The organism is Streptomonospora wellingtoniae (genome assembly GCF_031845375.1).
Taxonomy (GTDB): Bacteria; Actinomycetota; Actinomycetes; order Streptosporangiales; family Streptosporangiaceae; genus Streptomonospora; species Streptomonospora wellingtoniae.
Genome location: NZ_JAVREK010000036.1, coordinates 1 through 11,564, shown reverse-complemented (window position 1 = coordinate 11,564; position 11,564 = coordinate 1). Strand labels below are relative to the sequence as shown.

10 protein-coding genes and 1 pseudogene are annotated in these 11,564 nt (G+C 74.0%); 6 read left to right on the top strand and 5 right to left on the bottom strand.

Annotated features, from left to right (window positions below):
* Window positions 1-133: 133 nt before the first annotated feature.
* Window positions 134-700: a GNAT family N-acetyltransferase gene (locus tag RM446_RS23550; protein ID WP_311547625.1), complete on the bottom strand. Its 567-nt coding sequence runs from the start codon at window positions 698-700 to the stop codon at window positions 134-136.
* 217 nt (window positions 701-917) lie between these two features.
* On the opposite strand from RM446_RS23550, the gene RM446_RS23545 reads away from it, so the two are divergent.
* Entirely contained in the window at window positions 918-2,153 is a 1,236-nt protein-coding gene (locus tag RM446_RS23545) for an MFS transporter (protein WP_311547624.1), read from the top strand.
* A gap of 157 nt (window positions 2,154-2,310) precedes the next feature.
* Here RM446_RS23545 and RM446_RS23540 read toward each other — a convergent pair whose 3' ends face one another.
* From RM446_RS23540 to RM446_RS24870, 4 genes are all read right to left on the bottom strand, one after another.
* A complete protein-coding gene (locus RM446_RS23540) occupies window positions 2,311-3,183 on the bottom strand; it encodes a hypothetical protein (RefSeq protein ID WP_311547623.1) in 873 nt (290 codons plus the stop codon).
* A 25-nt stretch (window positions 3,184-3,208) separates the two neighbouring features.
* Window positions 3,209-4,624: a hypothetical protein gene (locus tag RM446_RS23535; protein ID WP_311547622.1), complete on the bottom strand. Its 1,416-nt coding sequence runs from the start codon at window positions 4,622-4,624 to the stop codon at window positions 3,209-3,211.
* A 492-nt stretch (window positions 4,625-5,116) separates the two neighbouring features.
* Window positions 5,117-5,848: an HNH endonuclease family protein gene (locus RM446_RS23530; RefSeq protein ID WP_311547621.1), complete on the bottom strand. Its 732-nt coding sequence runs from the start codon at window positions 5,846-5,848 to the stop codon at window positions 5,117-5,119.
* A 54-nt stretch (window positions 5,849-5,902) separates the two neighbouring features.
* Window positions 5,903-7,384, bottom strand: coding sequence for a YihY/virulence factor BrkB family protein (locus tag RM446_RS24870; RefSeq protein WP_398695782.1), 1,482 nt, complete (start codon window positions 7,382-7,384; stop codon window positions 5,903-5,905).
* A 466-nt stretch (window positions 7,385-7,850) separates the two neighbouring features.
* Between RM446_RS24870 and RM446_RS23520 the strand changes: the two genes are divergently transcribed.
* The 5 genes and pseudogenes from RM446_RS23520 to RM446_RS23500 all read left to right on the top strand — a co-directional run.
* Complete coding sequence (locus tag RM446_RS23520) at window positions 7,851-9,527, top strand: nitrite/sulfite reductase (RefSeq protein ID WP_311547620.1); 1,677 nt, start codon at window positions 7,851-7,853, stop codon at window positions 9,525-9,527.
* Window positions 9,528-9,623: 96 nt separating this feature from the next.
* Window positions 9,624-9,830: a hypothetical protein gene (locus tag RM446_RS23515; protein WP_311547619.1), complete on the top strand. Its 207-nt coding sequence runs from the start codon at window positions 9,624-9,626 to the stop codon at window positions 9,828-9,830.
* Window positions 9,827-10,519, top strand: a complete 693-nt coding sequence (locus RM446_RS23510) for a phosphoadenylyl-sulfate reductase (RefSeq protein ID WP_311547618.1) — start codon at window positions 9,827-9,829, stop codon at window positions 10,517-10,519. The genes RM446_RS23515 and RM446_RS23510 overlap by 4 nt, the downstream gene beginning before the upstream one ends.
* An 11-nt stretch (window positions 10,520-10,530) precedes the next feature.
* Window positions 10,531-11,307, top strand: a complete 777-nt coding sequence (locus RM446_RS23505) for a sirohydrochlorin chelatase (protein ID WP_311547617.1) — start codon at window positions 10,531-10,533, stop codon at window positions 11,305-11,307.
* A gap of 62 nt (window positions 11,308-11,369) precedes the next feature.
* A pseudogene (locus RM446_RS23500) lies at window positions 11,370-11,564 on the top strand (IS982 family transposase); the annotation flags it as partial.

Sequence of the window (11,564 nt, the reverse complement as noted above, 5' to 3'; positions counted from 1 at the left end):
CCGCTTCTTACCCGGTATCGCACCGGGTACGGCGGAAAGTGCTACGGGCATACCCGCCCGCATCCGCGCGCCAACCTCGCGGGCGCGCAATTCTCGCCGCGCAGCGGGAAAGGGGGCACTCGGGGCCGCGGGCTCAGTCCCGCGCGCGGCGGAAGTCGCTTTCCAGGACGCCCATGATCAGAGCGTCGTGCCGGCGTTCGTCCCACAGCAGCGCGTTGCGCAGCCGCCCCTCGACGCTGAACCCGCACGAGCGGTAGACGGCGATGGCGCGCATGTTGAAGGCGTAGACGCTCAGCCAGACCCGGTGCAGGTGCACCCGGTTGAAGGCGTAGTCCAGGACCAGGCGGGTCGCCTCCTTGCCCAGCCCTTGGCCGGTGAACTCGATCGCCGAGAGCGCGATGCGGTAGCCCGCGCTCTCGTTGTCGGCGTCGAGGTCCCTCAGCGCCAACTCCCCCACGAAGCGGCCGCCGGGGTCCTCGACGATGGCCATGTCCAATCGGTCGAACTGGTCGGCGCGGGTGGCGCACCAGTCGCGGATCTCGTCGTAGTCCGGGCGCCGGTGGGTGCCGGTCAGCCTGCGAACCTCCTCATCGCGGGTGGACTCGAAGAAGTCGTCCGCGTGCTCGACCGCGAGCGGCACCAGGCTGACGCGCTCGCCTGCCAGTGTGGGCTTCTCGCGCAGCGCGCTCAGGTCGATCATCGAGGCGGCCTCCCGGGGTCGTCGTTCGAGTGGGGGAAGCGGGGGAAGCAGCGGGGACGTGTGGGGGCCGCCGCGAGTCGTCGGTCTGATTCGGCCAGGAGATCATATGTAAAGGCCGATGCGGCTCGGGCACAACCCTTTCGCGCGGAGCAGGGGCGGTCGTCTACGCTTCCGGGGGCGCTTCAGCGCCGATTCGTCCGATCATGGGGGAGGTTCAGTGGCCGTCGGCAACGCGGTACGCAGAGCGGACGGAGAGGCGCGCCGAGGACGGCTCGCAGTGGTGGTCCTCTTTCTGGCCAACGGCTTCGCGTACGCCAACATCGTGCCGTGGCTGCCGGTCATCAAGTCCCACTTGGAGCTGTCCAACACCCAGTTGGGCGTCGGCATCGGCGCGATGCCGCTGGGCGCCCTGGTCACCGGGATACTCGCCGGCCCGCTGATCGCCCGCTTCGGCAGCGGCCGCGTGGCCGTGGGCTCGGGCCTTGCGCTGGCCTGCGTGCTGCCGCTGGTGGCGACGGCGCCGGCGTGGTGGGTCTTCGCCCTGGGGATGTTCTGCCTGGGCTGGACGGACGCGTGGATGGACTCGGCCATGAACGCGCACGGCCTGCGGGTGCAGCGGCGCTACGGCCGCACGATCATCAACTCCTTCCACGGCCTGTGGAGCGTGGCGGCCGTCGCGGGCGGGACGGTCGGCACCTCGATGGCGGGCTGGGGGGTGCCCATCGCGGGCCACATCGCCGTGGTCACCGCGGTCCTGATCGCGGGCGTGCTCGCGATCGCCCGGCTGCTCCTGCCCGGCCCCGAGGTCGACGAGCCGACCGAACCCGCCGCCGGTGCCGATGCCCCCGCCGGCACCGCCGCACGGGTGCGCCGGCGGCTGCGCGTGCCCGGGCGCTCGATCGGTCTGCTGCTCGTGGTGAGCGTGCTGCTGATGATGGCGGGGGCGGTCGAGGACTCCGCGGCGTCCTGGGGGGCGGTCTTCATGCGCGACGAGCTCGCGGCCCCGCTCTTCCTGGTCGGGCTGCCGTTCGTCGCCTGCCAGGGGATGATGACGCTGGGCCGGCTGACCGGGGACCGCCTCACCGACCGGTTCGGCGCGGTGGCCGTCGCACGCACTGGCGGCCTGCTGTCGGCCGCGGGGATGTCCCTGGCGCTGCTGACCTCCGAGCCGGTGGGCGCCGTAGCCGGGTTCGGGCTGATGGGCCTGGGGGTCGCCACACTGTTCCCGCTGGCACTGGCGGCGGCCGGAGAGATCCCGGGGCTCGGCGGCGGCCACGGGGTGGCTCTGGCGGCCTGGCTGGCCCGGATGGGCTTCCTCGGCATTCCACCGCTGATCGGCGTGATCGCCGATGCCGCCTCGCTGACGGCGGGCCTGTGGCTGATCCCGGTGGCCGGCCTGCTCGCCGCGGTATTGGCGTCGGGCCTGCGCCCCGCGCGCGGCGCGGACGCCTGAAGCCGGGCGGGCCGGCCGCCGCGCGACCACCGCACCTGCGCACCGTGCTGCCGCCTGCCGCTGAGGCACGGGGCCGCCGGGACGGTGCCGCTGAGCAGTGGACCGTTCCCGTCCCCGGCCGGACGGCCGGGGACGGGAACGGCCGAGCCGCACGAGGCTACTTGGCCTCTTGCGGCCGGCGCGTGGCGTAGAGGGTCACCGCGCCGATGCCGGTCGCGATGACGCCCCCGAGCACGAACCCGGTCAGGTCGACACCCGTGGTGGGCAGGTAACCGCCGCCGTCGGAGTCGCCTCCGCCGGAGCCGGACCCTGCGCTCGCCGCGGAACCGGTGTCGGCGTCGACACCGGCGTCACCGGAGCCGGAGTCGTCGGCGGGCGGGTTGGCCGAGTCGTCGCCGTCACCGGGGCCCGGCGTCTCGCCGCCGTTGCCCGGGTCGGGCGTCTCGTCGCCGTCGCCGGGGTCGCCCGGGTCGGGCGTCTCGTCGCCGTCACCCGGATCTTCGGGACTCGGGTCCTCGGGTCCCGGGTCCTCGGGACCGGGGTCCTCCGGATCGGGATCGCCCGGACCGGGATCCTCGGGTCCCGGGTCCTCGGGACCCGGGTCCTCCGGATCGGGATCGCCCGGACCGGGATCCTCGGGTCCCGGATCCTCGGGTCCCGGGTCCTCGGGACCCGGGTCTTCGGGACCGGGGTCCTCCGGACCGCCGGGGGTCTCACCGGGGCCGCCGGGGCCGGGGTCCTCGCCGGTCGGCGGGTCGGGCAAGAGGTCGTCGGCGGTGTCACCGACGGCATCGCCCGCCGATCCGACCACGTCGCCGAGACCGAGCTGCGGCTCGACGACCTGATCCGCCTGCTGCTCCGTCTCGGGCGCGGACTCCAGCTGCGCCTCGGGAGCCTGCTCGGCAGACTCCTGGGGCTCGGCCGCCGCATCCGCGGGGTCCGCGGTGTCGGCGAACGCCGGCGCGCCGGTGAAGCCGACAGCCAGCAGGCCGGCGGCGGTCACGCCGATCGCGCGTGGTTTCCAGGACATATCGCTCCTTTCTTCTTCGAGGGGGTTATTCGGGCACGAGGGCGTAGACGTCGCCGTCGGCGACGACGATCGCGCGGCCGCCGAGCAGCCCCCAGGGCCGGGCGACGTCGCCCTCGAGTTCGGTCGGTTCGGCGGCGGCGGTGGCCGCGACTTCGACCCCGCCCACCTCACCGAAGACGGTGCCGCCGGCGGCGCTAACGGCTTCGAAGCCTTCCAGGGCGGTGGCGCTGCCCGCACGGGGATCGGCGACGACGGGCCCGAAGGCGGCGGCGTTCGGCCCGTGCACGAGGACGGAGTCGGCCAGCCCTTCTTCGGGGGCCTCGGCGGCCGCCACGACCGAGCCCTCCGACCAGTCGTGGAAGGCGAGCACCGACCCGTCGCCGCCGTCGGCCGGGGTCCAGGAGGCGACGACGTAGCCGCCGCCGGCGCTGTAGACCTCGTGCAGCGAATCGGCCCCCTCAGGCGGCTGCGGCCGCACGCTCTCCGCGGCCCCGTCGGGGGCGACCCAGGTCCAGGGGCCCTGCACGACCGCGGTCAGCACCCGCTCGCCGTCGGAGAGCAGCGCACCCGTGCCCTCCGGCTTCTCGACGGGCGCGAGCTCGCCGTCGACCGGGATCGAGGCCTTCCCGTCGGCGATGACCAGCGGGGCGCCGCCGGCGTAGCTGACGTCGGCGTCCTCGGGCAGCGCCGTCTCCTGGGGAGTGCCCCCGCCGGACTCCCACAGCCACAGCGCACCGCCGCCCACGACGGCGACGGCGTCCGCGGAACCGGCGCGCACGAAGCGCGGCCCGCTGACGACCTCGTCCGCAGATAGCGGGAGGTCGGCGGTCCACCGGGGCTCGCCGTCGCGGCCGACCACGCGCAGGCGGCCGCCGGGGTCGATGTAGGCGGCGCGCTTGCCGCCCTCGGCGACGTCGGGCTCCGTGCCCGCGTGCATCGGCCGCCGCCAGGCGGCGTCGCGGGAGAACCCCGGAGGCGCCTGGCGCGACTCCATCGTCGCCGCGGGCCGGTCGTCGGCCGGTGCCGCCGCAGGGACCAGGGCGGGCACGTAGCGGACCACGGCGAGCGCTCCCCCGGCGAGGACCGCGAGAGCGGCCGCCGCCCCGACCGCTGCGAGGGCGATGCGCCGGCCCCGCTTGGGCTTCGCGCGCCGGGTCCCGCTGAGGAGGGCGGCCTCGGTGCCGCCCGCGGCCCGGACCACGCCGGTGGGGCTGACGATCAGCTGCCAGGCGCCGTTGCCGTCGCGCGCGTTGACCAGCACCGGCCTGCCCAGGTGGGCGGCGTACTCGGCGGACAGGTCCAGGGCGGCGTTGCGCGTCTCCTTCGGGGTGGCGCCGAAGACGGTGCGCGTGTAGCGGTCGATGGTGACCTCGGCGCTGCGCTCGTCGGCGGCGACCACCAGGACGACGGGGCTGGAGTGGGGGGCCGCCGGGTCGGTCACGGCCGCCCCCGGCTCGCGGGCGCGCGGGCGGGGACCGTGTACGGCGCACGTCGCGGTCGAGGCGCTGCGGTCATGTCGTGCTGAACCTGTTCCGTTGACGAGGGGATGCTGTCGTGCCGGACGCTCGGGGGCCGGAGCGCGACTCCGCCGGAACCGGGACCCCTTGCGGGTCCGTTCCGCTGCGAGGAGTCGTCACGGGTCACGGCGATGATACTGATGCCCCGCAGACGCCTTCGGGCGCGGTTCGCCCCGCGCGGCGACGCCCGCCACCCGCGCCCCTCGCGGCGGACCGGCGGCGCCCGTGCCGCCACCTGCGCCGGGATCGAACGAAGCAGCACCGCCGTGCACACTATCGGCCGACCGGGGCGCGCTATTCCCGCCCACGCGGGCCGACCAGGCGTTCTGGCCACATCCGGCCGCCCCGCGCGGCCGCCCGTTTCCCGTCACAACGGGGTAGGGAACGACTACGCAGAGAGAGTGGATGCGTCCGGCTCAGCAGTTCGCGAGCATCTCCTCCAGCGCTGCGCGGTCGGCGGAGGGCAGGCGCAGGCCGTACGCGTCGACGACGTCCACGTAGGCGACCGCGTAGGCGCAGCGGAACGGCGGATAGGGCTGCCACTCCCCCGGTCCCGAGTCGCCCTTGCTCTGGTTCGCCGGGCCGTCGGCGGCGATCAGGTTGTCCCGGTCGTTGGCGAACTCGACCCGCGTGTCGCGGTCCCACTCGCCGGCACCGGTCCGCCAAGCCAGCGCCAGCGGGACGAGGTGGTCGATCTGCACCTCCATCGGGTCCTCGGCGCTGAAGTCGATCCGCTCGCCGGTGTAGGGGTCCTCCAGGACGCCGCGGGTGACCGTGCAGTCGTCGGCGACGCGGGCCGCGCGCAGGTCGCGGGCCAGGATGTCGTGGCGGGTGGGACAGCCGTTGTCGTCGGTGTCGATCCAGGAGGAGCCGAACTCCTCGCGCTCGTAGCCCGCGCCGGACCCCTCGGCACCCACCTCGGCCTCCGACAGGTCGGAGAGCGCCTGCTCGATCTCCTCCGAGGCAGGCGGACCGGCACCGGGCGCGTTCTGCGGCGCGGAGGGCGCGGGCGCGGCGGTCGGGCCGGCAGGGCCGGTTCCGGGCAGCGCGTCGCAGCCGGCGGCCAGGGCCCCGGCCGCCGCGAGCAGCGCGGCGGCGACGCGGGGCGTCCGGCGGGTCCGGGGAGCGTTGCGCGGAGCGCGGGCCATGCGACCACCCGGCCGGCGCGGGATGGGGGGATTCGGGGAGGAACGCGCCGGTTCCTACGAGGATGCCCCAGGCGCCTCCCGGTCCTCGGCGCGGGGGCGGGATTGGGGACCGGCGCTGCCCGCGTCGCCGCCGGGGCCGGCCGAGGGAGCGGGACCGCTGGAGGGCGCCGGAGACCGCCCGCCCTCCTCGGGCTCCTCGGATCCGGGGCGCCCGGTGTCTTCGGCCTCCGCGGCATCCTCGGCCTCCGCCGGCGCAGCCTCGCCGCAAGGCGCCCCGGCGGGCTCCGCCTCCTCCGAGGCCTCCCCCGCAACCGCGTCGCCGGGGACCGCTTTGCCGGGCTCCGGCGAAGGGCCGCCCGGCGGAGGGCCCTCCTCGGGGGCGCGCGTGCGCCCGCCTCCCCACCTCCGGCGGCGGACCGGACCGGGCCCGGCGCCCGGGTCGGTGTCCTCGCTGAGGCGGTCGGTGCCCCAACCCATCAGGCGCCGCATCCGCGCCGCGATCTCCGCCGACGTCTCGCCCGACTCGTCGGGCCGCCCGGTGGCCTCCAGCGCCTCCTCGCGCCGCTGCACCATGCGCCGGGCCCGCTCGTGGCGGCGGCCGGCGATCTCCGCGCGTGCGGCGGCGGTACGCGGGGTCGGCCACATGGCGTCGGTCTCGGCGTTCAGCGCCGAGCCGACGAGCACGGCCAGTGCCATCAGCCACAGCCACACCAGGATGGCGATGGGGGCGGCCAGCGAGCCGTAGATGGTGACCTGCCCGAAAGAGGCGTCCAGGTAGACGCGCAGCAGCGCCGAACCCGCCAGCAGGACCGCCATCGCCATCAGGGCGCCCGGCAGGTAGCGCCACAGCGGTGTGCGCACCGGGGTGCTCAGCACGTAGAGCATCGCGACCGCCAGCGTCGACAGCGCGCACACCAGCGGCCAGTACAGCAGGTGCAGGTAGCCGACGGTAGCCGGAAGCAGCCGGTGCACCAGGTCGGGCCCGGCGACCAGTACCGGCAGCACCGCCAGCGCGAACAGCAGTCCGCCCAGGTAGGCGAGCAGAGCCAGCACGCGCTGGCGCAGGAAGCCGCGGAGCTCGTCCAGGCCGTAGGCGATCGTGATGGCGTCGATGAAGACGTTCATCGCACGCGAGCCCGACCACAGCGACACCAGGAAGGTCACCGACAGCAGTCCGCCCTGGGCGCCGCGGAGGAACTCGTCGACGAGCGGGGCGACGAGGGAGTCGACGGTGTCGGAGGTCAGCACGGTTGCGGCCAGGTCGAGCATCCAGGCGCGGATCTCCAGCACGGTGCCGTTGCCCAGCATCGGACGCAGGTGCCCGAGTGTGCCGACGAGCCCCAGCAGCAGAGCGGGCAGCGACAGCAGGGAGAAGAACGCCGACTCCGCGGCCAGCCCGACCACCCGGGCGCGCGAGAGCGCGCGCACCGTGCGGCCGGCGAGCAGGAGCAGCGCGCCCGGCACCGGGTGGCGCTCACGCCAGGCGGCGACGCGGTCCCCCGCGCCGCGCAGCGTCCGACTCCACAGGCCCCGCACATCTCCCAAGCTAGGCGCCCGGGCGGCGCCCGTACCGGTGACGGCGCGTACACCGGCCGATTCGATAGCCTTCCGTGACCGAGGCGCGGCGGAGCCCATCGGACGCCGAAGGGCAACCCGGAATCCGCGTGACAAGCTTCACGGCCCCCGCGGCCGCGCGAACCTGGACAGCGGGGGTCGCCGCATGGCATCGTCGAGGACATGATCGCTGCTCTGGACCCGATGCTCTGCGTGCGCCGGCACGTGGACTTCCTGCGGGTCCGCAGTGCCATCTGTCGCAACGTCGGCTGACCCCGCCGCTTTCTTTTCCTTACGCCCGTCTCCGGGGCGCAAGCGGCGCCGACGTTGGTCCACGCCGAACCGCCGCTCGAACCCGAGTCCACGATGCCGTGCCGGGTAGCGAGGTTCCGCCGTGGTGCGCGCCGGCGCCCAGTGCGCCCCGCGCTACCTCTCGGAGGACCCCGCAATGCCTCCCACGTCCGCATCGACCGGCTCCCGGCCGCGCCGCGGCGAGGGCCAATGGGCGCTCGGCTATCGCGAACCGCTGAACAAGAACGAAGAGAACAAGAAGAACGATGACGGGCTGAACGTCCAGCAGCGCATCATCGACATCTACTCCAAGGCCGGTTTCGACTCCATCGACCCCGCCGACCTGCGCGGCCGGTTCCGCTGGCTGGGGCTCTACACGCAGCGCGCCCCGGGCATCGACGGCGGCAAGACCGCGGTGCTGGAGCCCGAGGAGCTCGACGACCGCTACTTCATGCTGCGGGTGCGCATCGACGGCGGCCGGCTGAGCGTGGCGCAGCTGCGCGCCATCGGCGAGATCTCCACCTCCTACGCGCGCGACACCGCCGACGTCACCGACCGGCAGAACGTCCAGCTGCACTGGATCCGGGTCGAGGACGTCCCCGCGATCTGGGAGAAGCTGGAGTCCGTGGGCCTGTCGACCATGGAGGCCTGCGGCGACACCCCCCGCGTGATCCTGGGCTGTCCGCTTGCGGGCATCGACGCCGACGAGATCGTCGACGCCTCCCCGCAGATCGACCGGATCTACGACGAGTACATCGGCAGCCGGCTGTTCTCCAACCTGCCGCGCAAGTTCAAGACCTCGGTCTCGGGCTGCTCGTCGTTCTGCACCAACCACGAGATCAACGACGTGTCGTTCCAGGGCGTCGTCGGCCCCGACGGCGCGCCGGGCTTCGACCTGTTCGTGGGCGGCGGCCTGTCGACCAACCCGATGTTCGCCCAGCGGCTGGGCGCCTTCGTGCGCCCGGACCAGGTCACCGAGGTGTGGGCGGGAGTCACCTCCGTATTCCGCGACTACGGCTACCGGCGCCTTCGCCACCGCGCGCGCATCAAGTTCCTGATCAAGGACTGGGGCGCCGCCACGTTCCGCGAGGTGCTGGAGAAGGAGTACCTGGGCTACGCGCTGCCCGACGGCCCCGAGGTGGACATGCGCGAGGGGCTGCAGCGCGACCACATCGGCGTGCACCGCCAGCGCGACGGCCGCAACTACATCGGCTTCGCGCCGCGCGTGGGGCGCGTCTCGGGCACCCTGCTGTCGCGCATCGCCGACATCGCCGAGGAGCACGGTTCTGACCGCATCCGCACCACCGCCGACCAGAAGCTGGTCGTCCTCGACGTCGACGACGACAGGGTCGAGGCCGCCACGGCCGCGCTGGAGGCCGAGGACCTGCGGGTGCGGCCCAGCGTCTTCCGCCGCCAGACCATGGCCTGCACCGGAATCGAGTTCTGTAAGCTGGCCATCGTCGAGACCAAGGACCGCGGCGCCTCGCTGATCGACGAGCTGGAGCGGCGGCTGCCGGACTTCCCCGAGCCGGTCACCATCAACGTCAACGGCTGCCCCAACTCGTGCGCGCGCATCCAGGTGGCCGACATCGGGCTCAAAGGCCAGCTGGTCACCGACTCCGAGGGGCAGCAGGTCGAGGGCTTCCAAGTGCATCTGGGCGGCGGCATGGGGCTCACAGCCGCGTTCGGGCGCAAGGTGCGCGGCCTCAAGACGACGTCGGCGGAGCTGCCCGACTACATCGAGCGGGTACTGCGGCGCTTCCTGGACAAGCGCGAGGACGGCGAGTCGTTCGCGGCCTGGGCCGCCCGCGCAGAGGACGGCGATCTGAAGTGAGCGGAGCCAGCCGGCGCCCGGCGGGCGCCGGCCCCGGCCGCGCAGCGGGGCGCGGCCCGAACCGGCGGACAACCCGGCGGAAGGGGTGAGGAGACGATGAGCGAACGCGCCGCCCCCCACTACTGCCCCTACTGCGGGGACGAGGACTTGGTGCCGCACGAGGGCGACGGCGAGCAAGGTTCCGGCTACGCCTGGGGCTGCCTGTCGTGCGCGCGGGTGTTCCGGGTGAAGTTCATCGGCCTGCGGTCGGCCGCCTTCGGCGGCGCGGACGACGGCCGGACACCGAGGGATGGGAACGCATGAACGTCACATTGGACGGCCAGGACCTGGCGGACAGGGCCGCGGCCGAGCTGGAAGACGCAAGCGCCCAGGAGATCATCCAGTGGGCTTCGGAGACCTTCGGCGACCGGCTGTGCATGACCTCCTCGATGGCCGACGCCCTCATGGTCGACCTGGCCTCCCGGGTCGTGCCCGGAATCGACGTCCTCTTCCTCGACACCGGCTACCACTTCGCCGAGACGATCGGTACGCGCGACGCCGCGGCGGCCGTCTACCCCATCAACCTGATCAACGTTCAGCCCCAGCGCAGCGTGGCCGAGCAGGACCGCGACCTGGGCCCCCGGCTGCACGGGCGCAACCCCAACATCTGCTGCCACCTGCGCAAGGTCGAGCCGCTGCAGCGCGCGCTGGAGCCCTATGACGCATGGCTGACCGGCCTGCGCCGCGACGAGGCGACCACCCGCCGCTCCACCAGGGTGGTCCAGTGGGACCGCCGCAAGCGGATGGTCAAGATCAACCCGATCGCCCGGTGGACCCGGGAGGAAGCCGACTCCTACATCGAGGAGAACGGCGTCCTGGTCAACCCCCTGCAGTACGACGGCTACCCCTCCATCGGCTGCGCCCCCTGCACCCGGCGCGTGGCCGACGGGGACGACCCGCGCAGCGGGCGCTGGGCGGGACTGAACAAGACCGAGTGCGGCATCCACCTGTGAGCGGAATAGAGATGAGCGACGAGGGCCCCAAGACTCCGGGCGTGCCGCTGGTGGCGGTGGCCCACGGCAGTGCCGACGCGCGGTCGGCGCGGGCGGTCGAGGCGCTGTTCGAGCGCGTACGCGCCGTGCGTCCCGGCCTGGACGTCCGCGTGGCCTATCTGGACCACGTGGCGCCGGGCGCCGAGGACGCGCTGACAGGGCTGGCCGCCGAGGGCGCGGGCGAGGCCGTGGTGCTGCCCGCGCTCCTGACGGCCGCCTACCACAGCAGGGTCGACCTGCCCGCCGTGCTGGACCGGGTGCGGCAGTCCTGCCCGTGGCTGGGCGTGCACTACGGCGCGACTCTGGGCCCGCACCCGCTGCTGCTGGAAGCGGTGGAGCGGCGCCTGTCCCAGACCCCGCGGGCGCGCCGTGCGGGCACGTCGCTGGTCCTGGCGTCGGCGGGCTCCAGCCACGCCGGCGCCAACGCGGTGATCGCTCGCGCCGCCGCCGACCTGCAGGACCGCGGTCCGTGGGAGCGGGTCGTGCCGGCGTTCGCGTCGGCGGCCTCTCCGACGCCCGGCGAGGCCGTGGCGAACCTCTACGCCGATGGCGCGGAGCGGGTCGCGGTGGCCGACTACCTGCTCGCGCCGGGCTACTTCGCCGACCGGGTGGCCGAGCAGTCCTTCGCCGCTGGCGCGGTGGCCGTCTCCCCCGCCCTGGGCGACGCGCCCGAGGTGGCCGAGGTGGTGCTGCGCCGCTACGACGAGGCCCTGGGCCGGGTCCCGCTGCCCGACACCGCCACCCGCTAGATCGTTGATGGGGGTTTCCCGAACCGGCTGCGAACATGACGAAGGGCGCCCAGGATCAGAGTGTGACCAAAGACCTCGACGCCCTTCTCACCGCACTCTATGTCTACCTGGACGACCACGTCCTGCCTTCGCCCGGCAACCGCGCAAACGCGGGCCAGCGCCGCTGCTCACCGACGCCGAACTGGTCTGCGTCGCCATCGCCCAAGTCCTACTGCGCTGCGACGACGAACGCCACTGGCTGCGCGTGGCCCCGCGCC

Bases quoted from the DNA above. Each gene is read 5' to 3' on its own strand.
- RM446_RS23550 (WP_311547625.1), bottom strand. From the start codon at position 700: ATGATCGACCTGAGCGCGCTGCGCGAGAAGCCCACACTGGCAGGCGAG.
- RM446_RS23540 (WP_311547623.1), bottom strand. From the start codon at position 3,183: ATGTCCTGGAAACCACGCGCGATCGGCGTGACCGCCGCCGGCCTGCTG.
- RM446_RS23530 (WP_311547621.1), bottom strand. From the start codon at position 5,848: ATGGCCCGCGCTCCGCGCAACGCTCCCCGGACCCGCCGGACGCCCCGC.
- RM446_RS23520 (WP_311547620.1), top strand. From the start codon at position 7,851: ATGCCTCCCACGTCCGCATCGACCGGCTCCCGGCCGCGCCGCGGCGAG.
- RM446_RS23515 (WP_311547619.1), top strand. From the start codon at position 9,624: ATGAGCGAACGCGCCGCCCCCCACTACTGCCCCTACTGCGGGGACGAG.
- RM446_RS23510 (WP_311547618.1), top strand. From the start codon at position 9,827: ATGAACGTCACATTGGACGGCCAGGACCTGGCGGACAGGGCCGCGGCC.
- RM446_RS23505 (WP_311547617.1), top strand. From the start codon at position 10,531: ATGAGCGACGAGGGCCCCAAGACTCCGGGCGTGCCGCTGGTGGCGGTG.